Source organism: Mariniphaga anaerophila, assembly GCF_900129025.1.
Lineage (GTDB): Bacteria > Bacteroidota > Bacteroidia > Bacteroidales > Prolixibacteraceae > Mariniphaga > Mariniphaga anaerophila.
Window position 1 is genome coordinate 134,558 of the sequence record NZ_FQUM01000005.1, and the last position, 26,717, is coordinate 161,274.

General features: G+C 42.6%; 25 protein-coding genes. 12 read left to right on the forward strand and 13 right to left on the reverse strand.

Annotated elements, in window-relative coordinates; genetic code table 11:
* Positions 1 to 171: 171 nt before the first annotated feature.
* Positions 172 to 2,484: a type IX secretion system anionic LPS delivery protein PorZ gene (gene porZ / locus BUB08_RS11590; protein ID WP_139249685.1), complete on the forward strand. Its 2,313-nt coding sequence runs from the start codon at positions 172 to 174 to the stop codon at positions 2,482 to 2,484.
* Positions 2,485 to 2,486: 2 nt separating this feature from the next.
* Positions 2,487 to 3,215 carry a DNA repair protein RecO gene (gene recO / locus BUB08_RS11595; RefSeq protein WP_073001938.1) on the forward strand — a complete coding sequence of 243 codons (729 nt, stop codon included), beginning with the start codon at positions 2,487 to 2,489 and terminating at the stop codon, positions 3,213 to 3,215.
* Here the strand turns inward: recO and amrB are convergent.
* Positions 3,205 to 4,629, reverse strand: a complete 1,425-nt coding sequence (gene amrB / locus BUB08_RS11600; RefSeq protein WP_073001940.1) for an AmmeMemoRadiSam system protein B — start codon at positions 4,627 to 4,629, stop codon at positions 3,205 to 3,207. The genes recO and amrB overlap by 11 nt on opposite strands.
* A gap of 8 nt (positions 4,630 to 4,637) precedes the next feature.
* Positions 4,638 to 5,768: a hybrid sensor histidine kinase/response regulator gene (locus BUB08_RS11605; RefSeq protein ID WP_083570730.1), complete on the reverse strand. Its 1,131-nt coding sequence runs from the start codon at positions 5,766 to 5,768 to the stop codon at positions 4,638 to 4,640.
* Between the two features lie 328 nt (positions 5,769 to 6,096).
* On the opposite strand from BUB08_RS11605, the gene BUB08_RS11610 reads away from it, so the two are divergent.
* The 4 genes from BUB08_RS11610 to BUB08_RS11625 all read left to right on the forward strand — a co-directional run bounded on the left by BUB08_RS11610 (position 6,097) and on the right by BUB08_RS11625 (position 9,323).
* Positions 6,097 to 6,375 (forward strand): hypothetical protein, encoded by a 279-nt coding sequence (locus BUB08_RS11610; RefSeq protein ID WP_073001942.1) that lies wholly within the window; start codon positions 6,097 to 6,099, stop codon positions 6,373 to 6,375.
* 210 nt (positions 6,376 to 6,585) lie between these two features.
* Complete coding sequence (locus BUB08_RS11615; protein WP_073001944.1) at positions 6,586 to 7,083, forward strand: SPOR domain-containing protein; 498 nt, start codon at positions 6,586 to 6,588, stop codon at positions 7,081 to 7,083.
* A 152-nt stretch (positions 7,084 to 7,235) separates the two neighbouring features.
* Positions 7,236 to 7,679, forward strand: a complete 444-nt coding sequence (locus tag BUB08_RS11620) for a deoxycytidylate deaminase (RefSeq protein WP_073001946.1) — start codon at positions 7,236 to 7,238, stop codon at positions 7,677 to 7,679.
* On the forward strand, positions 7,680 to 9,323 hold the full coding sequence (locus BUB08_RS11625; RefSeq protein WP_073001948.1) for a S41 family peptidase: 1,644 nt from the start codon (positions 7,680 to 7,682) through the stop codon (positions 9,321 to 9,323).
* Between the two features lie 90 nt (positions 9,324 to 9,413).
* Here the strand turns inward: BUB08_RS11625 and BUB08_RS11630 are convergent, their stop codons facing one another.
* From BUB08_RS11630 to BUB08_RS11670, 8 genes are all read right to left on the reverse strand, one after another.
* Complete coding sequence (locus BUB08_RS11630; RefSeq protein WP_073001950.1) at positions 9,414 to 9,995, reverse strand: pentapeptide repeat-containing protein; 582 nt, start codon at positions 9,993 to 9,995, stop codon at positions 9,414 to 9,416.
* 21 nt (positions 9,996 to 10,016) lie between these two features.
* Positions 10,017 to 10,655 carry an outer membrane beta-barrel protein gene (locus BUB08_RS11635; RefSeq protein WP_073001952.1) on the reverse strand — a complete coding sequence of 213 codons (639 nt, stop codon included), beginning with the start codon at positions 10,653 to 10,655 and terminating at the stop codon, positions 10,017 to 10,019.
* Between the two features lie 232 nt (positions 10,656 to 10,887).
* Entirely contained in the window at positions 10,888 to 11,094 is a 207-nt protein-coding gene (locus BUB08_RS11645; RefSeq protein WP_073001956.1) for an RNA-binding S4 domain-containing protein, read from the reverse strand.
* Between the two features lies 1 nt (position 11,095).
* Positions 11,096 to 12,175 carry a C1 family peptidase gene (locus BUB08_RS11650; RefSeq protein ID WP_073001958.1) on the reverse strand — a complete coding sequence of 360 codons (1,080 nt, stop codon included), beginning with the start codon at positions 12,173 to 12,175 and terminating at the stop codon, positions 11,096 to 11,098.
* Positions 12,176 to 12,187: 12 nt separating this feature from the next.
* Positions 12,188 to 12,541, reverse strand: coding sequence for an MmcQ/YjbR family DNA-binding protein (locus tag BUB08_RS11655; protein WP_073001960.1), 354 nt, complete (start codon positions 12,539 to 12,541; stop codon positions 12,188 to 12,190).
* 75 nt (positions 12,542 to 12,616) lie between these two features.
* Positions 12,617 to 12,979: a YraN family protein gene (locus BUB08_RS11660; protein WP_073001962.1), complete on the reverse strand. Its 363-nt coding sequence runs from the start codon at positions 12,977 to 12,979 to the stop codon at positions 12,617 to 12,619.
* Between the two features lie 18 nt (positions 12,980 to 12,997).
* Positions 12,998 to 13,930, reverse strand: coding sequence for a S66 peptidase family protein (locus BUB08_RS11665; protein ID WP_083570731.1), 933 nt, complete (start codon positions 13,928 to 13,930; stop codon positions 12,998 to 13,000).
* A gap of 2 nt (positions 13,931 to 13,932) precedes the next feature.
* Entirely contained in the window at positions 13,933 to 14,586 is a 654-nt protein-coding gene (locus BUB08_RS11670) for an HAD hydrolase-like protein (protein WP_073001964.1), read from the reverse strand.
* 91 nt (positions 14,587 to 14,677) lie between these two features.
* On the opposite strand from BUB08_RS11670, the gene metG reads away from it, so the two are divergent.
* The 4 genes from metG (at position 14,678) to BUB08_RS11690 (ending at position 21,813) form a co-directional block, all read left to right on the forward strand.
* Positions 14,678 to 16,795: a methionine--tRNA ligase gene (metG, locus tag BUB08_RS11675; protein WP_262493950.1), complete on the forward strand. Its 2,118-nt coding sequence runs from the start codon at positions 14,678 to 14,680 to the stop codon at positions 16,793 to 16,795.
* A 185-nt stretch (positions 16,796 to 16,980) separates the two neighbouring features.
* The gene (locus BUB08_RS11680) at positions 16,981 to 17,673 is read left to right on the forward strand and encodes a lycopene cyclase domain-containing protein (protein WP_073001968.1); all 693 of its coding nucleotides are present in this window, start codon (positions 16,981 to 16,983) and stop codon (positions 17,671 to 17,673) included.
* A 27-nt stretch (positions 17,674 to 17,700) separates the two neighbouring features.
* Complete coding sequence (locus BUB08_RS11685; RefSeq protein WP_073001970.1) at positions 17,701 to 18,936, forward strand: 3-deoxy-D-manno-octulosonic acid transferase; 1,236 nt, start codon at positions 17,701 to 17,703, stop codon at positions 18,934 to 18,936.
* A 321-nt stretch (positions 18,937 to 19,257) separates the two neighbouring features.
* Entirely contained in the window at positions 19,258 to 21,813 is a 2,556-nt protein-coding gene (locus BUB08_RS11690; protein ID WP_073001972.1) for an adenosylcobalamin-dependent ribonucleoside-diphosphate reductase, read from the forward strand.
* Positions 21,814 to 21,929: 116 nt separating this feature from the next.
* On the opposite strand, the gene gcvH is transcribed toward BUB08_RS11690, so the two are convergent.
* A complete protein-coding gene (gene gcvH / locus BUB08_RS11695; protein ID WP_073001974.1) occupies positions 21,930 to 22,310 on the reverse strand; it encodes a glycine cleavage system protein GcvH in 381 nt (126 codons plus the stop codon).
* Positions 22,311 to 22,504: 194 nt separating this feature from the next.
* Here gcvH and tsaE point away from each other — a divergent pair, with 194 nt between their 5' ends.
* Together tsaE and BUB08_RS11705 are read left to right on the forward strand one after the other, a co-directional pair.
* Entirely contained in the window at positions 22,505 to 22,924 is a 420-nt protein-coding gene (tsaE, locus tag BUB08_RS11700) for a tRNA (adenosine(37)-N6)-threonylcarbamoyltransferase complex ATPase subunit type 1 TsaE (RefSeq protein WP_073001976.1), read from the forward strand.
* A gap of 58 nt (positions 22,925 to 22,982) precedes the next feature.
* The gene (locus tag BUB08_RS11705) at positions 22,983 to 24,203 is read left to right on the forward strand and encodes an alanine dehydrogenase (RefSeq protein WP_073001978.1); all 1,221 of its coding nucleotides are present in this window, start codon (positions 22,983 to 22,985) and stop codon (positions 24,201 to 24,203) included.
* Here the strand turns inward: BUB08_RS11705 and pulA are convergent.
* Positions 24,200 to 26,134 (reverse strand): type I pullulanase, encoded by a 1,935-nt coding sequence (pulA, locus tag BUB08_RS11710; RefSeq protein WP_073001980.1) that lies wholly within the window; start codon positions 26,132 to 26,134, stop codon positions 24,200 to 24,202. The two genes, BUB08_RS11705 and pulA, sit on opposite strands and share 4 nt — an antisense overlap.
* On the reverse strand, positions 26,135 to 26,680 hold the full coding sequence (locus BUB08_RS11715) for a hypothetical protein (protein WP_073001982.1): 546 nt from the start codon (positions 26,678 to 26,680) through the stop codon (positions 26,135 to 26,137).
* Between the last annotated feature and the right edge of the window lie 37 nt (positions 26,681 to 26,717).

The following is a 26,717-nucleotide window of genomic DNA, read 5'->3' on the forward strand; positions in this document are numbered from 1 at the left end:
GTAGAAAATACAAAATAGCAATGAGTGTATAATTTTTTACTTTTACCGGGAAATAGATAAAAATTCGTTCCGGTTTTTTATAACGCATTTTTTTTGTGGATACAACAGGGATTACCTGCTAAAATAAATAAAAAGGAGCAACGTTTAATTACTGAATTCAACAAGGCGATTATGCATAAAATTGTACTTACAATTACACTGTTACTTTGGACTCTAACCTCTTTCTCGCAGCGAGAGAAAGGCAGTTGGCAGGATTACCTCTCGTTTTCCGATGCCACAAAAATTGCTGTTAGCCCTACAAAAGTTTATTGCGCCACCACGGGCGGACTCATGTACTACGATTTGGAAGACAACAGCGTTAACAGATTCTCAGGAGCTATGCAACTCTCTGATTTTGGGATAAAAACCATTGCGTACAACAACGAAAATAATGTGTTGGTAATTGCGTACAACAACTGCAACATCGACCTGGTTTACAACAATAAAGTTCAGAACCTGCCGGATATCAAACGGAAACAAATTGCCGGAAAAAACATCAACAACATCTCTTTTTATGAAAACGAAGCCTACCTCTCTTGTAGTTTTGGAATTGTTGCACTGAACCTGCAAAAAATGGAAGTAAAGGACACCTACATTATTGGTGAAAACGGAGCTTTTTTGAACGTGAACGACACTGATTCTGATGCAGATTATTTATATGCTGCCACCAACACAGGAGTCTTTCGAGCCGACAAAAACAACTCAAATTTGTTGGATTACAACAGTTGGTCACCCATTGAAAACATTCCGAGAAACACGGAAAAGTTCAATCTGCTGGTAAACCACGGAGGTAAAATTATTGCCAATTATACGCCCGAGCAGTGGTACTCTGACGAAATGTACATGCTAAACGGAGACGTATGGGAACCTCATCCCGCGCAAATCAGATATGCTTTTGACATGCAAAGCAACGGACAATTTCTTGTTATTGCAAGCAGGGAAGCAGTTTTCGTTGTAGACAACAACAATAGAGTAGCAACAAAAATAGACAGCTATCAACTTGGTGATCAGTTAATCTCCCCCATCAACCCGAGAAGCGCTGGCATCACTAACGACGGTTCGGTGTGGATTGCCGACAGTAAGAACTCGCTGATTAAAGTTTCCGGAGGAAAATTTGAAGCCGTAAAACTCCCGGGCCCCTTGGATAACAAAGTCTACTCTCTTCTTCAAAACAAATCGGATTTGTGGGTTGCCCCCGGGAATCAAAGAAGCTGGGAGCGCCCTACTTTTCAGCGGTACAGGAACAACACCTGGCAACATTTCACAAAAAATGAAATTCCTGAACTGGATGGCTTTTTCAACATTCTTTCCATTGCGGTAAACCCAGCCGATGAAAACCATTTCTACGTTGCCAGCTGGGGCGGAGGTCTTCTTGAATTTAAAAACGACGCCTTTGTTGAAAGGTACACCAACCACAACAGCCCGCTGGAAACAGCTTTACCACAAGAACCCGACGAACCTTACGTCAGAATTGGAGGAATGGATTTCGACTCTGAAGGTAACCTTTGGATAACAAACTCTGAAGTAGCCAAAGTTTTGTTAAAACTCACTCCCGAAGGAAAGTGGGAGACTTTTTCGCTGCCGGATGTTGCCAATAGATTTAACATCGGAGAAGTACTGGTTACGCAAAACGACGACAAATGGGTTGTCGTTCCAAGAGGAAACGACGCGTATGTTGTTGATAAATCGGGAACTGCAAAAAAACGGCTGTTGGTAACTTCGTACTTCAATAACGGGCAACAGGAAATTTTTAATCGCATGAACGATATTTATTCGATTGCAGAAGATCTGGACGGTGCAATCTGGATGGGCACGTCAATGGGGGTTGCGGTATACAATAATCCTCACCGAATCTGGGATTCTGAAACGTTTTATGCAACTCAGCCCAGTCTCGATTTAGGTGACGGGCTCTACCACCCGCTCCTTGAATCCGAAACTGTAACAGCAATTGCTGTTGACGGCGCCAACCGCAAATGGTTGGGTACAAGCAACTCGGGCGTTTACCTGGTTTCAAAAAGCGGAGAAAAAGAAGTGCTGCATTTCACCACAGAAAACAGCCCGCTGATTTCTAACAACATTACCGATATTGCCATCAACCAGAATACCGGTGAAGTATTCTTCGGAACCAGCGAAGGGCTCATCTCATACCAAGGCGAAGCAATCAGCGGGAAAAAAGCATTTACCGACGTTTATGTTTACCCTAACCCAGTGCGCGAAACCTGGGACGGACCGGTTACCATAACCGGATTGATGGAAGACACCGACGTTAAAATTACTGACATCAGCGGCAACCTCGTACACCAGGGCACCTCGCTGGGCGGACAGGCAGTGTGGGATGGTAAAAACCTTAACGGAAACCGTGTAAGAACCGGTGTTTACCTGATTTTCTGTTCCGATAAATATGGCGAGAATACGCACATCGAAAAGCTTCTATTCATTCACTAATCATGCTTGCAGCAACCGAAGGAATAATTTTGCAATCCATAAAATACGGCGAAAACTCAGTTATTGTTAACATGTACACCCGGGAGTTTGGCCGTCAGGCATACTTTGTAAATATTACACGAGGCAAAAAGTCGAAAAATAAAACCGGAATTTTACAGCCTCTTTTTCTGGTCAGCCTTGTTACCTATCAAAAAGATTCGCGCGAGGTGCAGCGAATTAAAGAGATTAAAAACCAGCCTGTTTACCAAAACCTTCCGTTTGATGTAACCAAATCGGCACAAGCACTTTTTATTGCTGAAATACTTACAAAAACCCTCAGGGAGCAGGAAAGTGCACCAGAGCTGTTTCTGTTTATACAAAATTCGCTGCTGTTTCTGGATCTGGCAGAAAAGGGAGTCGCTAACTTTCATTTGTGGTTTCTGTTCAGGCTGACGGAATATCTGGGTTTTTTACCCAACACCGAGAAAACCGGATTCGAAGGCTGGTTCGACATGCGAAAAGGCGCAGTAACACCACACGAACCTCCTCATCCGTTCTTCTTTCATAAAGAAGCAACCGAAAAACTCTGCGAGCTTTCTTCGCTAAAAATTCAGGATCTAGGCCTGCTAAAACTTTCCCGGGAAATGCGTGCTTACCTTACATCAAAACTGACGGAATATTATCAATTGCATTTTGAAAGTCTGGGCGAAATCAGGTCGCTGAGCGTTTTGCACGAAATATTTACCCCCTGAAAACAAATGCTTCGTAAATAAAAACATCTGCCTTTTTCCATCCGCTCCAGCCCAGCCCGGCCTTGTCGCGTGAGCAGTGCCCGAGAAACTCGTCCAGAGTCCACCCGGTTTTTTGTGCAACCTGCGGAAGAAACGTGCCCGATTGTATTCCGTGTTTTATAAGAATGCCATGTTTCCCAAGCTCAATTTCGTCAATGCTTTCAATTTTCTTAAGGGTAGACAGCACTGAAATTTCAAGTTCCATATCATTTATCTCATCAGCCTCTATCTGTTCAAAACGAAAATCGCATGCTGCCGAAACCGCCATTCGCTGCACCAGATCATTCAGTATTTCATTTTTGGCAAAACTCCCGATACATCCACGCAATTCATTTCTTATATAAACACTTACAAATACTCCTGCCTGCTGAGCCAAAGCTCCGTTAACACCAGAAAGTTCCAAAACTTCACGCCTCCCGGTTTTCACAAAGCGAAAAATTGCATTCCGCGCCTTTTCGAGTAGCTCTTTCTGATCTTCTTTCGAAATATTAAATGAACCTTTTTCGTCACAAACTCCAATCGACCAATACCCAACTACACGATCTTTATCTCCATACATTTCGGCATCTCCCGAGTTTCTATACGCAATTTTCTGGTAGCGCACCTTTTCATTACGAGTTAAATACATCAATGTAAGAACTGAAGTCCAGCCACAAAGAGACGTTGCCAAATGGCCAATTTCTTTTCGTCTATTTTCGTCCAGAACCTCTAACAGCTTTAGCGGATTATTGCTGCAAATTGCCTCTGCTGTTCGCAAGTCATTTTCCACGGCATCGTTATATTGAGGATAATGCGAAAAGTCGGTGCTCACAACAAACAGGTTTTCGCTGCAAAACCAGGTAGCCAGTGCTTTCGCAATTTTCTCGCAATCAGAAATATTGTTTGTTCCTAAAACAATGGGAACCAATTTCAAGCCATCCCCAAAAAGATACTGAAGAAACGGCAATTGTACCTCAAGACTGTGTTCCTGTTCATGCGCCTCCGGGTTGCGGCAAAAAACATCACCGCTCTCCAGCAACATCCGGGCAACCTCTTTATCCACTGTGATTTCGCCCAGCGGAGTTTCGTAATTTCCGGAATCGAAAACAGCCGCTCCTCCAAATAAAAACTGATGGCTCGAAGCCAACACAAAAACGCGCTTAAATGATGCAGGTGAAGAAATCCGGGCATAAGCAGCAGCTACCACTTCGCCGCTAAAGATGTAGCCGGCATGGGGGACAATAACGGCACGAGTGTTTTCTCTACCCGAGTCCGATCCTGCCTGCAAAAAAAGTTCTGATAACTGTTTAAATAAAGCTGCTTTTGTTCCCGGGTAAAATTTGCCGGCAAACCGGGGTTCTCTGTTTTGACGTTTTTCTTCCCCTGAGTTTTTCATCACAAAAACTAATTTTCTGAAAAGGACTTTCCATTTAGCGGAAGCGTAAACCAAACAGTTGTGCCTTTATCCGGGACACTATCTATCCCAATCTTTCCTCCGTGAAACGAAACAAACTCTTTACACAAAATAAGCCCGAGCCCGTTCCCCTGTTCGTTATTGGTTCCCGGAGTAGTTATCCGGTTATCGACTTTAAAAAGCTTGCTTATTTTTTTCGAATCCATTCCCACCCCTGAATCTGCGACGGAAATTTTTACTGCACCATCAGATAATTCTGAGCCCACAGAAACGGTTCCTCCGCCGGGGGTAAATTTTATTGCATTGGATACAAGGTTCCGCAAAATGAGCAGCAGCATATTCTTATCGGCATAAATTTCCTGCACATCTGTAGAGGAACTCAAAGCGATGTTTTTAGTTCTTGCAATATCTGACGATGTGCGAATGGTCTCATCAACCAAATCTTCAAGTTCCAGTTTTACCGGGTTAAAACCAATCTTTCCGGTTTGCGACCGGGCCCACTCCAACAGGTTTTCGAGCAGTCCCATTGTATTTTTCGTGGTACTTTCAATGTCATCAAGCAATTCATTTGTTTCCCCGGAGGTAAGGCTGTCTCTGTTATTCTGCAACAGTTGTACAAAACTCAGGATTATTCCGAAACTTCCTCTCAGGTCGTGAGATATTATGGAAAAAAATTTATTTTTTGTGCCTATTTCTTCTTCCAGGCTTTCCTTCATTTCTTTGAGTGCGAGGTGAGTTTTAACACGCGCAATCAGTTCGCTGCCAATAAATGGTTTGGTAATGTAATCAACAGCCCCGAGATCAAACCCGGTAATAATGTCGTCAGCTTCTGATTTTGCCGAAAGAAAAATAACCGGAATATCTTTCGTTTCTACATTCTTCTTCAGCCTGCGGCACACCTCGTGCCCATCCATCCCGGGCATCATAATATCAAGAAGAATCAAGTCGGGCTTAACTTTAGCTATTGTTTTCAGCGCCTGTTCTCCACTCATGGCAACAGCCAGCTCGCATTCAAATTTTCTCAACAAAATTCCCAGAACCTGAATATTCTTTGGAACATCATCCACAATCAGAATTATTGGCATCTCTTTTTTCATCAGCTCGTAACGTTTCTTCCTCATTTGCGTGTCTGTTTGAAATTAGAAAATTTTCAGTTTAAAGTAAAAAAGCAATCTTCCTTTTTTGTCAGTCAAAGTCAAAGAATATTCGCATTCCAAAGCCGGTTAACTTTCTAAAAAAACCAATTCAAAGAAATGCTCTTTTTTTTGCAGGGGTACACTTTTTGCCGAAATTACTCTTTTACGTTAGTTCTTGCCAGTTATTTTCCACACAAATATAACAATCGCATTCGTTATCCGGCATAAAATGCACGTTCTATTTTGCCTCTTAGAATTTCATTTTCAACCATTTTTGAATTAATTTAGATGATAACTTTTAAAATCTCGTCTCATGAGTACCAAAAAACGTTCAATTTACCTTTTGCTCTTTATTGCCGTTTGGATTTTTGCTGCGGGTTGCGCCACACAAAATCCTGAACAGAATTTAAATCCTCCGGGATTTTGGAAAGGATTGCTTCACGGGTTTATCATCCTTTTCAGCTTTATCGCGAGCCTTTTTACCGACTACAGAATTTACGCTTTTCCTAATGCCGGTGGTTGGTACGACTTCGGATTTCTGTTTGGAGCCATGATCTTTTTTGGCGGTGGAGGGGCTTCATCGAAAAGATAAAAATTATTAACCACCACCCCCTGTTGCAAACAGTGCGCTGTGCAAAACTTACCCTTAAAAACGGGTGATAAAGCATTGGTTTTACATATATTTGCCACAGCATTTAATAAAAACACCTGAATTTTTCAGGCTTTTACAAAATGTTTTATCTGATAAACAGATAAGTACACCAGAAAATTAGAAATTAAGTACGATTAAAAATTAGAAAAGATGAAGCGGATAATATTAGCTGCAATTGTTTTAGGTTTGGCTTTTGCCTCATGTAAGTCGAAAAAAGAATTGGCTCAATCGCCATATACAACCGATCCTGCAACACAGCCAAAAGTGTTTACCGTGCCTGCAAGTGATACTCAAACGCAAGCACAACCGCAACCGCAGGCAAAACCAGAACCTGTGGCAGCAAGCAACGAACATGTTGCCATGCGTAAAGAACAGGTTTCTTTTACCAACCAGGAAGACAAAGTAAAAAACGAATCCAATAACTTTTTTGTTATTATCGGATCTTTCAGCCAGCTTAGCAACGCAAAAAACTATCGCGAAACACTTTTAAACAAAGGGTTCACCCCTATAATTTTACATAGTGAAACAGGTTACTACCGTGTATGCGTAAACTCGTATCAAAACGAGAGCGACGCTCGTACCCGGGTAGCACAAGTCCGCCAGACTTATCCGGAGTATTCGGATGTTTGGTTGTTGATTAAAGATTAATTCTAAAAAAATTATTGGAAAGCCGCATTAATGCGGCTTTTTTTTGCGCTCAACTTTCGCCTCATCCTTGAAAATGAACATTTTTTAGAAAATGAGTATTACATTTGTAACCCAATAAATAATTGGACGACCAATATTTTAGTATCAGTAAAATGAAAAACGAACAAAAGCAAAAATTACTGGATCAGCGCTACCTAAAAATGGCAATGATTTGGGCACAAAATTCATACTGCCAACGCAGAAAAGTAGGTGCGTTAATCGTAAAAGATAAAATGATAATTTCTGACGGCTACAACGGAACGCCGTCGGGTTTTGAAAACGTGTGTGAAGACGAAGACAATAAAACAAAACCCTACGTTCTTCATGCCGAAGCAAATGCGATAACAAAAGTTGCAAAATCGGGAAATAGCAGCGAAGGCTCAACCCTCTACGTTACTTCCTCTCCCTGCCTCGAATGTTCGAAACTCATTATTCAGGCTGGAATTAAACGCGTTATTTTTACTGAAAGTTATCGTTTGGAAGACGGAATAAACTTATTGAAAAGAGCAGATATCGAGGTTAAGCAAGTGAAACTGGACACATTAGAAGACGATTAAATGAATAAAAAAACCATCATTATAATTCCGCTTCTTGTTGCGATTTCTGTAGCGGCAGGAATTGTAATCGGAAATTTATTAAAGCAAAACAGCCAGCCGATTTTCAACCCCATCGGGCACTCAAAACCCAACAAGCTCACCTCCATTCTTCGGCTTATCGAGAGCGGATACGTCGATAGTGTGGACATGAACGAAATTATTGAAAATACCATTCCCGAGGTGCTGGAAAATCTCGACCCGCACACTGCTTACATTCCGGCTCGAAACATGCAGGAAGTACAGGAAGAAATGCGCGGAAACTTTTCCGGAATCGGCGTTCAGTTTTCCATTCAGGAAGATACCGTACGGGTTATTGAAGTGATTTCCGGAGGGCCGTCGAGCAAAGTCGGTATTTTGCCCGGAGACCGGATTGTTACTGTTAATGATTCGCTTATTGCCGGTGTTGATGTTCAAAATTCGACGGTACTGAAACTGCTGCGCGGAGAGAAAAACTCTTCGGTAAAAGTAGGAGTTGTAAGAAAAGGTTATAAAGACAATCTGGAATTTGAGATTACACGCGACGATATTCCACTTATTAGCGTGGATGTTTCGTACATGATTAACGATGAAACAGGTTTTATTAAAGTCACCCGCTTTGCTGAAACCACATACGACGAGTTTATGCAAGGCGTACAAAAGCTTCAACAATCGGGAGCAGAAAAGCTGATTGTTGATTTGCGCCAAAACCCCGGAGGTTCGCTCTCCAGTGTTTTGCAAATTGTAGACGAGTTTCTGAAAAAAGGCGAGCCTATTCTGTACACCGAAGGGCTGAACCAACCCCGGAAAACCTACAATGCATCAGGAAGAAACACCTGGGAGGCACTGAAAGTATATGTGCTGATTGACGAATTTTCTGCCTCGGCCAGTGAAATTTTTGCCGGTGCCATGCAGGACAACGACCGAGGACTGGTAATTGGCCGGCGTTCGTTTGGAAAAGGACTGGTACAGGAACAAATTCCGCTGATGGATGGCTCTGCGCTCCGGCTCACGGTTGCACGGTTTTATACCCCCAGCGGACGATGCATTCAAAAGTCGTACGAAAACGGCAACGACGAATATTACCACGACCTTTATTCCCGTTTCAGCCATCAGGAACAATTGTTTGCCGACAGCATCCACCTGAACGATTCACTGAAATACCAGACAAGTGCAGGCCGAACCGTTTATGGAGGAGGAGGAATTATGCCTGACATTTTTGTTCCGCTGGACACAACCGGGAACTCAGAATATTTTGACAAAATTTATCGGAAAGGGCTCATTTATACCTTTGCCTACGCTTATGCCGATAAAAACCGCGAAAAGCTTTCTCAACTTGAGACAGCTGACGATTTTGACATGTACCTCGACAAACAGAATATTCTGAACGAATTTGTTAATTACGCCCGAGAAAAAGGAATTCCGCGCGATGCAAAAGGATTAAAACTTTCGGAAAAAGTCATAAAAACCCAACTGAAAGCATACATTGCTCGAAATATTATTGGCGAAGAAGGGTACTACCCAATTATCAGGCAACTGGATAACACGTTGCAAAGAGCCATTGAAATTTCAACGCAAAACCTGCTGGTAGAAAGCGTAAGACGCGACAGTATCGATTCAAACGATTAAGCTAAGCATTCGAATAAAGTTCTGTGCTAAAGATTTTAAGAATACTCCACTCCAAAAACGGGTGGAGTTTTTTTGTGGAAACTATTCGCGTTAAAAAGAGGTGTCAATATTTAAATCGTACTTTTCTAAAAGGCCGGCGATACCACGCACTGAGAATTTTGCTTTTCTAACCCGGTTATTTTCCGGATCAATGGAATAATTGTACGAGGTACGAAAATCCGCTTTTTCAATAACAGTGCGCTCAAAAGTTGCTCTTGCCAGGTCGCAATTATCAAACAGCGAACCAGTCAAATCAGATGCAGTAAAATCAACTTCCTGCAACTGGGTATTCTTAAAAATTGTTTTCTTAATTTTTATTCCAAATAACGAAGAATGGTTCAGAATACAATCCTCAAAACTGAACGCCAAACCAAACGGATTGCAGTCATCAAATCGCAATCCCAACATTTTGCACTCTTTAAATTTCGCATCCCTGAATGTGGTGGTTGTCAGTTTGGCCAGACTTAGGTTACACCCCAAAAATTCGCAGTCAACAAAAATACAATCAGACAGGTCGCCGTTTGAAAAATCACAGTCTAGAAACCGGCAATCCTCGTACTCCCCTTTTAAAGGGTGACTGTTTTCAAAATCATCATTTTTAAACGTCTTCCCTTCAGTGTAATCCTTTTCCATTCTCTGTAATTTCTAAAAATTTCATTTCTGCTGCCTTCCCAATTTATAAGTCAGCCCTACTCTTATTCCTTCGTCCCACGTACGTTGATGGTATTTCTCCGGAGAAAAAGAGATAAGCGAATGTTCTTTGAAATACGGATTGGCATAAACTGAAAAGCCGGGACCAAAATCAAAATTGAGCCCCAGCCCCATCAAAAATCCGATCCCGGTGTGGTCGTCAATCGAATTGGCACCGGAAACATCAAAGTCAAGAAGTCCGCCTCCATTCACAAAAAAATACCGCAAAAAATTAATTCTCAAAGTAAGCGGGACTGAAATCAGGTTCATCTTTTCTTTGCGCGGAGAGTTGTTGTATTCTTCTCCAATAAACGGGGGATTAAAAATAGTATGATGCACGGAATACTCCAGACCTGTTTCGAACTCAAGCCAACTTTTTATCCCGTAAATGTAATTCACTCCAACAGAAAAAGAGCCGTCGTTATCGTATCCTCCGGTTCCATCCAAACCGGAAGGCCAATACACGAGGTTTTTACCAAACGGAGAAACATAAACCCCTATTTTTCCAACAGGAGATACTTCTGTATTTTCTTGCGCATTTAAAGGGAGACAAAAAAGCATAACTACAAACACCACCAAACATGAAGCAATCGTTTTTTTCATTTGTTTCAGATTAAATTTTGAATGCCTAAAAATGGAATTAGCATGAAACTAAAGTCATCTCGCCCGATGTAAACTCCATGCTGATACCACAGTCCTGTTTTTCAAATTTAGTTTTTACAAAAGATGCAATTCCCTCAAAAAGGTTGCGCAGCCCAAATGCCCTAGAAAAAGAAAAGTAATTGGCACAGTATTCTGTCTCCTGAAAAGAGGGTTCAAAAAAACACAACTCCGATTACACGATTCGAATAACTTCTCCCTCAACTTCAATTTCGTCGCCCGGCCTTAACTTTGCTCGTTTCCTGAGTTCAGGCACTCCGTTTAGAAAAACTTCGCCGCTTTCCACCAACATTTTGGCATAACCACCGGTTTCGGCAATTCTGATTAGTTTAAGCAGTTTAACAAGTTCAATATATTCTGATTCCAGAACAAATTCTTTCATTTTACAAATCTAATTTTTGTCGGATTCTTCTGGGAATAGCGTTTTTATGAACCATTATGGCCACTGTTTTCAGGCGGACATAATCTTCGGTGAGATTTAGGTACCCGCCAAATTCGTTACTTTCGGCACCCCACGAGTTTTTTGTATAGAAACCGGTTTTCCCGTTTTCGCCTTCCGAAAGGCCAACAATGTGCATTAAATGGTCGTCGGTTGTGGTGCGGTTATAAAAAGTTTTTTGGCGCAGTTTCTGGGTTACTTTACCCTGCTGTTTTTCGGGCAAATCGGCAATTCCCTTATTGTGCATAAATGTTTTTTCACTGGTATCGCCATCCCAGCAAACCGTATAATCGTTTTCCAATGCGCTCACCATTACCTGCACCAGTTCGTCGATGGGCAAATTGTAGTACAACGCGTGCGACCAGTTATCCGGGACTTCAAGTACAAAAGGCTGATAAAAGGGATGGTGCGAGTAGGAAGTCAACTCAACAAAGTCGTCAGGATCAATATCGAACTCTTCGCGGTATTTAACCGGAGAAAACCGGCCGTCCGCAGTTTTCACTTTTTTAGGCAATTTTCCCAGGTGTTTTTCCAGAACAGAATTGAGCTTTTCTACGTCTTCAACATCAAATTTATTCTGGTTATCATTCAACCTTTCAACCTTATTAAGCATTGTTTTCGCGAGCGCTCTGTGCTGAAAACGCCCGTCTTCCATTTTTCCGGGAAAAGCATCATTGGTAACCATCCCATGCACACGCAACACATCCATTACATCGTGCGCCTGGCCACCCTGTCCAAAATTATTGTTGCCGTGGTAAAGCAGGTATTTCTCCGCTTTATTCAGGTATGTATGGTATACAAAAAACATCTCCGAAAGGTCGGTTTCAGGAAATCCTTTTCGCATGATTTCCGACTCCAGAAAACTGGTAGCCGTAAAACTCCAGCATGTTCCGGTACTCCCCTGGCTAATAACCGGCGAATGAGCCACCACTTTCCGAAGGGTAAAACCTCCTGCCCCATCGTTTGCAGAAACAGAAAAACAATTTAGTACGGCCAGAAAAAGTAACGTTAAAAACAATCTCATAATCTTCAAAATTTACACATTATTAAGTTCTTCCCTAATTTTCTTAGGCAATTTAGATACAATTAATTTATACGAATCGTCAATTAGCTGTTTAATCATTTCATCTGAAACCGAATCATCAATTGAAACCGTATTCCAATGTTGTTTATTCATATGATATCCGGGCTTAATGGCAGGATATTGCTCCCGCAATTCCTGGTTCTTCTCCGGTTCGTTTTTCAAATTCACAAATAAATCTCCTTCCAAATCGGTGAGGCAAAACATTTTGCCGGCCACTTTAAAAACCAGCGTAGTTTCATCAAACGGAAAACTCTCGGTTACTCCCTTTTTCCCCACGCAATATTCTCTCAGTTCTTCAATATTCATAATCCAAATTTTTTCTGAACAAAAATAGTTTTCTCAACTAAAAATCCATCCCCGGCAAAAACTCAGGTTGTTGTTTTACAGGGTTGGATAAAAAGCATCTTTAAAGTGTTCCAGTTCGTGGCCTGATTTGAAAAAAATAATGGTAATCACATCAAAACGGGTTTCAAAATGAAGGTCTTTTTCTAAAATATAGGCCTCGGTTGCTTCCACAATTCGTTTCATTTTTGCTGTGGTAACGGCTTCTGAAGGGTGTTCATACCGAATTCCGTTTCGCGATTTCACCTCCACAACTACCAACTGCTTTCCGTCCTGCGCAATAATATCCAGCTCCAGGTGGCCAAAATGCCAGTTGATATCCAGAATTTTATAGCCCAGTTGCAAAACGTATTCCTGTGCAAACCTTTCGCCTAATTCCCCTATTTCTTTTGTTGAAACCAAATTGAACGTTGAAAATTTCTACTGATCTGCCGGGCACTTAAAAACCGACTCCTGCCCGGTTACGTTAAGCTCCCACTTTTTACCAAAAACAAGCGCCAGATTTTTCTGTTCATGTCCTGCCGGAAAATCGAAGCACACCGGAAAATCGTACTCTGCCACTGCTTCCAGAATTATCTCGGAAATTGTTTTTCCGAAGGGCGAATCGTTGTCTTTCATGTCGGTAAAATTTCCAAGCACAAGCCCCGCCATCTTTTCAAATTTACCGCTCAGTTTTAGTTGCAGCATCATTCGGTCAACGTGGTACAGAAATTCATTAATATCTTCCAGAAACAAAATTTTGCCATCGGTATTCAATTCGTAACCGGTTCCCTGCAATCCCGAAATAATGGAAAGGTTTCCTCCCACCAGCTCTCCGGTTGCCTGTCCCTGCCTGTTGCCGGCAGATGCAGGCACAGCGTACGATGCCCCACCGCCAGCCAATATTTGCATGAGCGACTGCAGACTTTCACCGGGCAGCCCGTCCGAATTTAAAAAGTAACGCGGCATAACTCCGTGCACCGAAGCCATCCGATTGCGGTTTAAGCCGGCGTGCAAAACGGTAATATCACTAAACCCCACAAGCCATTTCGGGTGCCTGAACAACCCGTCGTATTCCAGCTTATTGAATATGCGCACCGTTCCGTAACCGCCACGGGAACAAATTACTGCAGAAGTTTCAGAATCGTCGAGGGCTGTCTGTAAATCTTCCAGACGCTGCTGGTCCGTACCTGCAAACTGAAAATGACTATCGAAAACATGCCTTCCCAACTCAACACGGTATCCTTTGTCCAAAAGCCACTCAACAGCCGGAAGCACGAACTCTTCTTTCACTTTTCCGGCAGGGGAAACAATGCGAATTTTATCTCCGGGATTTAGATACGGTGGTATTATCATTGCTTGTTTTTCTTTCAAAATTAGGCATTTAATATAGTAAAAAGATCTTCAATACTTTCTGCCCAAAAATCAGGGTTTGCTTTTTCCAGATCCTCCCGCTTGCCAAAGCCGTAGGTTACAGCAACGGTGGAAAGGCCGTTTTCTTTCCCGCCGTCAATGTCAAAAACAGTATCTCCCACCATCACAATTTCCTTAGAGGAAGACACTTGCCGCGACTGAAGTAAATGAGAAATAATCGTACTTTTTGTTGCATTTTCGCCCTTATAGTCGGCACCTTTTAGCTGAGTTATATATTTATCAAACCCAAAATGTTCGCAAATCTGCAACGCAAATTTCTCCAGTTTAGCGGTGGCAATAAAAAGCTGCTTCCCCGAAAAATAAAGTTCTTCCAGCATTTCGGAAACACCGGGATAAGGATCGTTCTCAAGCAACCCGTGAACCGAGTAGTATTCTCTAAAATACTCAACGGCCAACTTTGTGTTGCGTTCATTTAATCCGAACTGTTCTTTGAAGCCCTGTTGCAGAGGCGGCCCCACAAAACCGGCGGGCAGTGTCCCGTCAAAACCATCTACCTGCATTTTATCCAGTGCATATTTTACAGAACTTGCAATGCCTCTTGTATTATCGGTAAGCGTTCCGTCCAAATCAAATATTATATGGGAAAAACTATTCATTGTATTCTCTCTTTTCCACAAAGGTAAATGAAATGAAGTTCCCGGCCAGTACCGTCCCGTTGCAACACAGAAAAGAGTAAAATTGGTAACATTGAGGTTCAGTGTTTTCCCTCAATTCCACTATCTTTGTGCCCTCAATCAAAAAGAACCATTTTTCAAGAAAAAGAAATTCGATATGGGTAAATTTAAACGGACTTTAATAACTACTGCGTTGCCTTACGCCAACGGCCCAATCCACATCGGGCACCTGGCAGGGGTTTACGTTCCTGCCGATATATACGCACGCTACCTGCGTCTGAAAAACGAAGATGTGCTTCTCATTGGCGGCTCTGACGAACACGGTGTCCCCATTACATTAAAAGCTAAAAACGAAGGAATTACACCGCAAGATGTAGTTGACAAGTTTCATAAAATAATAAAAGAATCATTCAAAACATTTGGCATCTCATTCGATGTGTATTCACGCACCAGTTCTGAGATTCACCATAAAACGGCTTCTGAATTTTTCAAAAAAATGTACGAACGCGGACAGTTTATTGAAAAAACTTCGGAACAATATTACGACGAAGAAAACCAACAGTTTTTGGCAGACCGTTACATCATCGGCACCTGCCCGAAATGCGGTTTCGAAAAAGCGTATGGCGACCAGTGCGAAAGCTGCGGAACATCACTCAGCCCTACCGAACTGATTAACCCCACATCAATGATTAGCGGAAACCAGCCGGTACTGAAAGAAACCAAACACTGGTACCTTCCTCTCGACCAGTACGAACCGTGGCTGCGCGAGTGGATTCTGGAAGAACATAAAGAATGGAAACCCAATGTTTACGGACAATGCAAATCATGGATAGACAGCGGATTACAGCCGCGAGCCGTTACCCGCGACCTCAACTGGGGAGTGCCTGTACCGGTAGAAGGAGCAGAAGGGAAAGTGCTTTATGTGTGGTTTGATGCTCCCATCGGGTACATTTCGGCCACCCGCGAACTTACGCCAGACTGGGAAAAATACTGGAAAGACCCGGAAACCCGTCTGCTGCATTTCATTGGGAAAGACAACATTGTTTTCCACTGTATTATTTTCCCAAGCATGTTGAAAGCCGAAGGCACATACAACCTGCCAGACAACGTGCCGGCCAACGAGTTTCTGAACCTTGAAAATGATAAAATATCCACATCACGAAACTGGGCTGTGTGGTTGCACGAATACCTGGAAGATTTTCCCGGAAAGGAAGATGTACTGAAATACGTACTTACCGCCAATGCTCCGGAAACCAAAGACAACGATTTTACCTGGAAAGATTTTCAGGCACGAAATAACAACGAGCTGGTTGCCATCCTCGGTAATTTTGTAAACCGGGCGCTGGTGCTTACCAACAAATATTTTGGCGGCAAAGTTCCGGAAAGAGGAACGCTTACCGACTACGACAAAGAAACGCTGGCATCTATTAAAACAATTAAAGCAGAAACCGAAAAAAGCCTGGACAGCTTCAGGTTTCGCGAAGCGTTGAAAAATGCAATGGATCTGGCACGCCTCGGAAATAAGTACCTGGCAGACGAAGAACCCTGGAAAGTTTTCAAAACCGACCCGAAACGTGTGGAAACGATTCTGAATGTGTGCCTGCAAATTACAGCCAATCTGACCATTTGCCTGGAGCCATTCCTTCCGTTTAGCATGGAAAAACTGCGTGGCTTCCTCAACATGGAAAAACTGGACTGGGAAAAACTGGGCAACACAGACTTGCTTCTTGCCGGCCACCAGGTAAGCACTCCGGAGTTGCTGTTCGAAAAAATTGACGACAGCGTAATTGAAGCACAGCTACAGAAACTTCTGGACACTAAAAAAGCCAACGAACTATCGGAAGCCAAAGCCAATCCGGCAAAAGAGAGCATCGAGTTCGACGATTTCGGAAAAATGGATATTCGTGTAGGAACTGTAGTTGAAGCAGAAAAAGTTGCCAAAACAAAAAAACTGCTGAAACTTAAAATTGATACAGGAATTGACAAACGAACAGTAGTTTCAGGCATTGCAGAATATTACCAGCCGGAAGATCTGATTGGCAAACAGGTTTCCATTCTGGTAAACCTGGAGCCCAAAAAATTAAAAGGCATTGAGTCGCAAGGCATGATCTTGTGCGCAGAAAATGCCGACGGAACATTATCAATTGTTACGCCGGATCAAAAAGTTAAAAACGGTTCGGAAGTAAAATAACAGGGAAACCCGGAAGTATCATCAACAGATACTCTTCAAAATAAAACAGAAAAGTGCCGGAGGCAAAAAACTTCCGGCACTTTTTAATTTGCCGAAAAACACAAATCGTATTTTGACAGAAAACACACTTCCCAAAATCCATCCTTTAACGTATTTTCCTTTACCTTTGCCCGAAATTGCCGGATATGGAATTCAAAAACTACACATACCTGTTACTGATGCTGGGATTGCTGGTTATATCGCTGGCTTTCAGCTTCGAAAAAAAAGTACGTTTTTACACCAAACTGCGGCATCTTGTCCCTGCTATCCTTTTTTCCGGCGCTATTTTTATTTTGTGGGACATCCGTTTTGAAAAACTGGGAATCTGGAGTTTTAACCCCGACTATTTGCTTGGGATTTACATTTTAAATTTACCCCTCGAAGAGTGGTTATTCTACCTGGTTGTTCCCTACTTCAGCATTCTCGTTTACGAAGTGCTGACTGTCAGATTTGCGAAATTTGAAAAACCCAACCTGTTCCTGGCCATCAGCCTTGTTTTACTGGCTGCATTCGCCCTGGCTGCATACTTTTTCCGCCCCAAAGTGTATACTTTTTTCACATTTTTCCTGCTCGCAATCTATTTTGGATACACCATTTTCCGCAACAAATTCAAACAACATTACACCAAATTTTATCTAACCTGGCTCATTTTGTTGATTCCTTTCGCTATAATTTACAGCACGCTAACCGCACTTCCGATAGTTGAATACAACGACACATACAATCTGGGCGTTAGAATTTTCACCATCCCAATCGAAAATTTCTTCTGCTTTTTTCTGCTTTTATTAATGAATACCACCATTTACGAATACATGAAAAAGCAACACTTCTTTTTGTAATTTTCATAGAATAACACGTAAAAGAAAATGAAATTTCTCTATAAAACAGGCATCTTTTTCTACTCGGTTTCTGCAAAAATTGCGGCGCTGTTTAATACAAAAGCCAAACAGTTTGTAACAGGCAGAAAAAGCTGGACAAAAAACCTCGCATCAAAAATTGAAACCAACGCCCGCTACGTTTGGGTGCACTGCGCATCGCTGGGCGAATTTGAGCAAGGCCGGCCATTGATTGAAGAGATAAGGAAACAATTTCCGGAGTACCGGATTCTGCTCACCTTTTTCTCTCCTTCGGGATACGAAATCAGAAAAAACTACGAGCTGGCAGATATAATAATGTACCTTCCGGTTGACACCCGCAATAATGCACGCAAACTCATCAGGCTGGTGCAACCCGAAAAAGTGTTTTTTATAAAATACGAATACTGGCACTTTTATATTGATGAACTGAAAAAGAAAAACATTCCGCTGTACATTGTTTCTGCCATTTTCAGAAAGGACCAGCAGTTTTTCAAAAACAGCATGTGGGGCAGGTGGTACCGGCAATTGTTAAAAAAAGTGGAGCACTTTTTCGTTCAAAACGAAGAATCAAAAAAGCTGCTTCAATCCATCGGGCTGAATAATTCTACAGTTACCGGCGACACCCGTTTCGACAGGGTTGCGGCCATTGCCCGCGGAGCAAAAGAAATTCCGATTGTTGAAAAGTTTAAGGGCAACAATTTACTGCTGATTGCCGGAAGCACCTGGAAGCCCGACGAAGAGCTGCTTGCAGCGTTTATTAACAAACACCCCCAACTGAGAGTAGTAATTGCCCCCCACGAGGTAACAGAAACAAATATGAACAGATTGGAGCAATTGTTGAAAACCTCGCACATTAGGTTAAGTAAAGCTGAAGAAAAAGAGATAAACAATTACCAGGTGTTAATAATTGATTCGGTTGGATTATTATCATCGCTTTACCGCTACGGAAACCTCGCATATATCGGAGGCGGGTTTGGCGTTGGAATCCACAATATTTTAGAAGCCGCTACATTCGGGCTTCCTGTAATGTTTGGCCCCAATTACAAAAAATTTAAAGAAGCGGTAGAATTAAAAGAACGCGGCGGAGCATATCCCATCAAAAATTTTGAGCAATTAAAATCGGTTCTCGGCACATTTTTGGAGACCCCCGCCGAGATGACAGAAGCATCAACTGTTTGCAAAAATTACGTAGAAGAAAACGTGGGAGCGACAAACTTTATCATAAAAAAAGTTTTTAACAACTAGAACTGTTTTGCACATATTTTGTTACTAAATCAATCCCTAAAAAATTAGTTTTTCCCAACCGAAAATTCGATAAAAAAATATACTTCATAACCAAGTGAAGTTTTCGGTTTTGGTGAACTTTTTCACCAAAGTAACAGGCCAATACACTAACACACAATACTATAACAACAGCAAGTTGATAACTTTTAAATAATTTGATATAAAAAGTATCCCAAGTATTTTGTTTCTGTCTTATCTTGCATTACGCAATTTCGAAGATGATATCTTCCACCAAAAAAAAATAAAAAAAACATTAAAAGAAATAAATAGAAACTGGACATTATGGCATTTGATGAAGTATCTTTAAAAACTACAACCGGTAAAAAAATCTATTCGCAGGAAGAAGCGATAAGTGCCTCCTTGGAATATTTCAAGGGAGACGATTTAGCAGCCAGGGTCTGGGTAAATAAATACGCCCTCAAAGACTCTTTCGGAAATATTTTCGAACGCACACCCGACGATATGCACCGCAGACTTGCAAAAGAAATTGCAAGGATTGAAAAACGATACCCGAACCCGCTAACCGAAGATGAAGTTTTCAAAGTATTGAAAGACTTTAAATACATCGTACCCCAGGGCGGCCCCATGACGGGAATCGGAAATGACTACCAGGTAGCATCGCTTTCCAACTGTTTTGTGGTAGGTAACGATGGCAATTCCGACTCTTACGGCGGAATTATGAAAATTGACCAAGAGCAGGTGCAATTAATGAAACGCCGGGGCGGCGTGGGACACGACTTGTCTCACATCAGGCCCAAAGGATCGCCGGTAAAAAATTCGGCTCTTACGTCTACCGGCATTGTTCCGTTTATGGAACGTTACTCTAACTCCACCCGCGAAGTAGCGCAGGACGGACGACGTGGTGCACTCATGCTTTCGGTTTCCATAAAACACCCCGACTCAGAAAGCTTCATCGATGCCAAACTCGAACAAGGAAAAGTTACCGGCGCCAACGTTTCTGTAAAAATTGAAGATGACTTCATGAAAGCGGTAGAAGCTGGCAAAACATACGAACAAGCCTACCCGATTAACGCTGAAAAACCAGTTTATAAAAAAGAAATTGACGCAGGAAGACTGTGGGGAAAGATTGTGAAAAATGCCTGGCAATCTGCCGAACCCGGCATTCTTTTCTGGGACACCATCATAAAAGAATCAGTGCCTGACTGTTATGCCGATTTGGGCTACCGCACCGTATCCACCAACCCGTGTGGCGAAATTCCGCTTTGCCCATACGACAGTTGCCGTCTGCTGGCCATCAACCTCTACTCCTACGTTGAAAATCCTTTTACAACAAAGGCTAATTTCAACTTCACACTTTTTAAAGAGCATGTTCATTATGCCCAGCGAATTATGGACGACATCATCGACCTGGAGCTGGAAAAAATTGACGCTATTCTGGCAAAAGTAAATGCTGACCCCGAAGGCGAAGAAATAAAAGCAGTTGAAAAAAGGTTGTGGGAAAACATCAGGAAAAAAGCAAAAGAAGGTCGTCGTACAGGAATCGGTATCACTGCCGAAGGCGACATGCTTGCTGCTCTTGGCCTTGGATACGGCAGCGATATTGCGACTGATTTTTCTGAAGAAATTCACAAAACAGTAGCAGTAGAATCTTATCGTTCATCTGTATACTTAGCAAAAGACCGCGGATCGTTTACCATTTTCAATGCTGAACGAGAGAAAAACAACCCGTTCATCAACAGAATAAAAGAAGCAGACCCGAGCATTTACGAAGACATGACCAAGTACGGTCGTCGGAACATCGCTTTGCTCACCATTGCACCAACCGGCACCACCAGTCTGATGACTCAAACCACTTCGGGAATTGAACCGGTTTTCATGCCTGTTTACAAACGCCGCAGAAAAGTAAATCCAAACGACAAAGATGTTCGGGTTGACTTTGTTGACGAAGTAGGCGACCACTGGGAAGAATACACCGTTTTTCACCACAAGTTTAAAACATGGATGGAAATTAACGGATACGATATCAACCGTGAGTATTCACAGGAAGAACTGGACGAGCTGGTTAAAAAATCGCCCTACTACAAATCAACTTCCAACGATGTGGACTGGCTGTCGAAAGTACGCATGCAGGGAAGAATTCAAAAATGGGTAGATCACTCCATCAGCGTTACCATCAACCTGCCGTCGAATGTTTCGGAAGAATTAGTAGGACAACTTTATTTTGAAGCATGGAAAAGCGGATGCAAAGGCGTAACTGTTTACCGCGACGGATCGCGCTCGGGCGTGTTGATTTCAAATAATGGTGGCACAGAAAAGAAGAAAACAGGATTCCCGACCAAACGTCCTGAAAAACTAAATGCAGACGTGGTCAGGTTTCAGAACAACAAAGAAAAATGGATTGCCTTTATCGGCTTGATGGACAACAAACCGTACGAAATTTTCACCGGTTTGCTGGACGATGAAGATGGCATTTTGCTGCCACGTTCCATAACCAACGGATACATTATTAAAAGTTACGACAGCGACGGAAACTCGCGTTACGATTTTCAGTACTCCAACAAAAGAGGTTACAAAACCACAATCGAAGGGCTTTCGTATAAATTTAACCCGGTGTTCTGGAATTATGCAAAACTTATTTCAGGTACGCTGCGCCACGGAATGCCAATCCACAAAGTAGTGGAACTGGTAACCAGCCTGCAACTCGACAACGAAACCATTAACTCATGGAAAGCCGGAGTTGCCAGAGCGTTGAAAAAATACATTCCCGACGGAACACTGGCAGAAGATGCCTTGTGCGGAGAGTGTGGATCAGACGAAGTAGTTTACCAGGAAGGCTGTCTCACCTGCCTTTCATGCGGATCATCAAAATGCGGATGATAATTTATTTCCATAATAGACACCAGCGTTAAATACAAAAAGCCAGGCTTGAATTTCAAACCTGGCTTTTTTATTCTATTCAAAAAAAGAATAGAAAAATATATAAAACCTTACTGTTAGGCCTCAATCATTTTTTCATAATCCTCTGCAGAAAGAAGACTTTCGAGTTGTGATGAATCATTCATTTTCAGTTTAATCATCCACCCTTTTCCGTAAGGATCTTTGTTTACCAACTCCGGTTCATCGGCAAGTGCTTCATTTACTTCCACAACTTCGCCACCAACCGGCATAAAAAGATCAGACACTGTTTTTACAGCTTCAACTGTTCCGAAAGTTTCACCTTTATCCAATTCTTCGCCTTCGGTTTCAATTTCAACAAACACCACATCGCCCAATTCTCCCTGGGCAAAATCTGTAATGCCAACCACAACTGTTTCGCCTTCAATACGAACCCACTCGTGGTCTTCGGTGTATTTCAATTCTGCTGGTACTTTCATTGTTTCAACATTTTAAGTTTTGGTCAAAATTAACACTTTTTACTGAAATGAAAATTGTTATCCTCTTTCAAAACCCTGATTTATGTCTCATTTTTATAAACCACGCCTCCCAACCAAAAGTTTCATTTTGTAATATTGCAGTCTGAAAACTAATTTTTCAGAAAAAAGTCAAATACCGGCAAAACAAATAAAATATGTATTCAGAAAAAGTTACCTCAATAAAAGACCTTGGCAACGCAGCCAAAAAACTCATCGCACAGTTTCCCGACCAGCGCGTGTTTGCATTTTACGGGAAAATGGGAGCCGGAAAAACAACTTTCATCCAGGCCATTTGCAAGGCACTGGGAACTTCGGATAACGTAACCAGCCCAACATTTGCGCTGATTAACGAATACGAAACACAAAACGGCAGTTCCCTTTTTCACTTCGATTTTTACCGCATAAAAGACATCGAAGAAGCATTTGACATGGGCTACGAAGATTACTTTTACAGCAACAACTACTGCCTGATTGAATGGCCCGAAAAAGTAGAGGCACTCCTTCCGCAGAAATATGTGGAAGTAAAAATTGATGTTCAGGAAAACGGCGACCGCCTTATTTCGGCAAAATTTTGAAAATTTCGCGATACAACGTAACTTGCTAAACCATTTTATCGCTTAAATCCAATTGCTCATGACTACCCGTGAAGGAACAAAAGAGAACATTCCGGTTTCGAAAACCATGCTGATGCCCCAGGAAGAAATGCTTGAAATAAAAAGCAAGGGGCAGAAAATAAAAATCGGCATTCCGTCTGACATTTCGAAAGTGGAATACCGGGTTCCGCTCACACCACAGGCAGTGGATTTGCTCACATCGTACGGACACGAAATTCTGATTGAAAAAGGTGCCGGTAAAATGGCCAGTTATTCCGATAAAGAATACCGGGAAGCCGGCGCACAGATTGTAGAAAAAAAAGAAGAAACCTTTCAGTGCGACATAATCTTAAGAGTGGCTCCGTTCGACTGCGACGAAATTGACCAGCTTCGCGGAAACCAGACAATCCTGTCGAACATGCAGATTCAGGCACATTGCAGCGAATCCATTCAAAAACTGATAAAAAAAAGGGTAACTTCCGTTGCCTTTGAAAATATTGAAAACGAAAAAGGTTTCTCTCCTTTTGTTCACCAAATGAGCCAGATAGCCGGAGTAACTTCCATTACTCTGGCCAGCGAGTACCTCAGCAATACCCGAAACGGGAAAGGTGTTCTGTTTGGAGAAGTTACCGGAATTACTCCTGCCGAACTGGTAATAATTGGCACAAGCACAGCAGCAGAATACGCTGCCCGCGCAGCACTCAGCCTGGGCATTCTGGTAAAAGTTTTTGACACATCAATTTACGACCTCACAAAGCTGGAAGACAAACTGAACCAGCGAATTTTTACTTCGGTTTTTTACCCGAAAGTACTGCGGAAAGCGCTTATTTCGGCAGATGCCGTAATTGGCGCCATGCAATTTAATACCACGCCCAAATTTAAAGTTTCTGAAAACCTGGTGAAACAAATGAAAGAGGGCTCGGTAATTATTGACCTGAATGCCAGCCAGGGAGGATGTTTTGAGACCACCAGGTGCACCGATTTAACCAACCCTACCTACACAAAACACGGCGTTGTGCACTACTGTGTTCCCAACTCGCCGTCGATTGTTTCCCGAACAGCTTCCATTTCGTTGAGCAATATTCTGATTCCGATTTTGCTTGCAGTTGGCGACAGCGGCGGAATCGATAATTACATTAAGCACTCAAGAGGTTTCAGAAAAGGAGTTTACATTTACCACGGCATTTTAACCAACCCCGAAATTGGCCGGCTATTCAACCTTCCGGCAAAAGACATTGATTTACTGCTTGCCGTTTTTTAACCCTCTGTTTTTACAAGAATAGTCATCGAAACAGGGGTCAAAACAACTTCTTTGGACACAACTTCGCCCTGGCTCTCTTCGAAAAATTCATCGCCGTTCACCATTATTCTGAATTTTCCGTCTGGAAGAGAATGCGAAACCTCTTTCCGGCTTCCGTTAAAAAGCACAACAATATTTTTCCAGAAATCGCCAACTTCATCCCCGTTTAAACAGTAACTTACCGTACCGATTTTATATTCGGTGCAAAAACTAAGGTTTTCCTGAATCCTGCTCGTGTCAGTCATTCTGAATGCCGGGTGCTGTTTCCGCAACTGAATCAATTTCTGAAAATATTCAAAAACATCGTAATATTCCTTTTTACGGCTCCAGTCGATCTGATTCACAGAATCAGGCGATTTGTAAGAGTTGTGATGCCCGCCCTTGGTCCGGCAAAACTCCATCCCCGAATGAAGGAACGGAATTCCCTGAGAAGTAAGCAAAAGTGCTCCGGCCAGCTTAACCATTTTCCTCATCTCCTCGTCCGAAGATTTGGGGCAACTCAGTTTCAGCTTATCCCACAACGTATAATTATCGTGGCAGGCCACATAGTTAATGCACTGCGCAGGCTGCCCCGCCCAGGCTACGTGAGAACTCTCCACATAATCGTAAACAATCTGCGGGTGATGCACTGCCGCCGCCACACCAAATTTCACTGCTTCTTCGTGCAAATCGAGGCCGCTCACAAAACCTTTGCTCTTTTTACTTCCGTGGTCTCCCTTTAACGCATCGCGAAAATCGTCGTTAAACGCAGCTATTCCGGGCAACTTCGAAATGTTCTTTTTCACAGCCCTGAACTCTTCTGCCATGGGGCTGGAATCGGCAGTCCACCCTTCTCCGTAGAGCAACAAACCGGGCAGTTCATTTCTTATGGCACGCATGGTTTCCAAATCGCAAACACCCATTAAATCAAACCGAAACCCGTCAACATGAAATTCTTCGGCCCAGTATTTCAGCGAATCCACAATGTATTTACGCACCATGAAACGCTCGGTTGCCAGTTCGTTTCCGCAACCCGAAGCGTTTGCAAACGACCCGTCAGGTTTTTGCCGGTAAAAATATCCGGGCACCGATTGGTTAAAAACCGATTCTTTGGCAAAATAAGTATGATTGTAAACCACATCAAGCACCACCCCAATTTCTGCGGAATGCAGCGCCTGCACCAACTTTTTAAACTCTTTTATTCGGACGGCCCCGTTGTATGGATCTGTTGCGTACGAACCTTCCAACGAATTGTAATGAAGAGGATCGTACCCCCAGTTGTATTTCTCGGACGGTTTTTCCTCGTCAACCGTAAAAAAATCGTTAACCGGGAGCAGGTGAACATGTGTAATTCCCAGCTCTTTTAAATGAGACAACCCCGTAAATAAACCTTCCGGCGACCGGGCTCCTTCTTCGGTCATTCCCAAAAACTTCGCTTTATTCTGAATTCCTGAAGATTCGGAAACGGAAAAATCACGAACGTGGGTTTCGTATATCACCGCATTGGTAAAATGCGTCAACTTTGGTTGAGAGTCGTTCTCCCATCCATCGGGGTTAGTTTTTTCCGGACTGAAAACCATTCCCCGCAAACCATTCACGCCAACACACCGGGCATAAATATCAGGAGTTTCGTCCAGCCATTCTCCGTCGTTAATACGAAGCGTATAAAACTTACCTTCGTAATCGCCGGTTAACACGGTTGACCAGGTTCCATCGCCGTTTGCCAGCAGTTGCGTTTTGTAGAACGCTTCTCCGGATTCACCGTCTTTATACAACCTGAACTCCACTATTTTGGCCGTAGGGGCCCAAATCTTCACCGAAGTTTTTTCCGGTGTCCAGAAAACACCCAAATCGCTTCCGGTGTAATCAGGATAAGTTGAAAAATCGATATGATTAAATTTCCAGTCTCTCATTTAAACATTAAATAACGTCTTGCGTAACAAAACTTTTCTGTGCCCCAGGCTTTTTCCGGTTACCTCAGAAACCCTTATTTTAACCCGCGGTGCTCGCTTCAGCGTTTTATCAAAACCGTAAAAACGATTCAAGTCGATGTTTAGTTTGTGCTCCTGTCCCACGCCAAGGTACAACGGGTAAAAACGGTTGTTATTGGTTCCTTTCAGTCTGAATTTGCGGCTATACCATAAACTACTAAATATTAACAGCGGAGCGTCAAGATCAACGTCAACATTTCCCGTGTTGGTAACCGTAAGCTCGAGTGCATCCGGATAATAGAGCCGGTCTTTGTACAGTTCCACCCTCACTTTTTTTCGCTTAAATAACGGCTTACCAAAATGCAGACTTCCGCTTTTTGCCTTCATTAATGCAAAAGCCAATAATCCGGCAACTGCGATAACAACCGCAACCCAAACCAACTTGTGCCCTTCCGGACCAATTTCGTTTTGAGCAAAAGCCGGCATAATAAAAGCCGGCACAAAAAGTATTGTTAACGCTCTTCTCATTTTTGAAATTTATGCAAAAGTAGCAGATTTTTCGGGT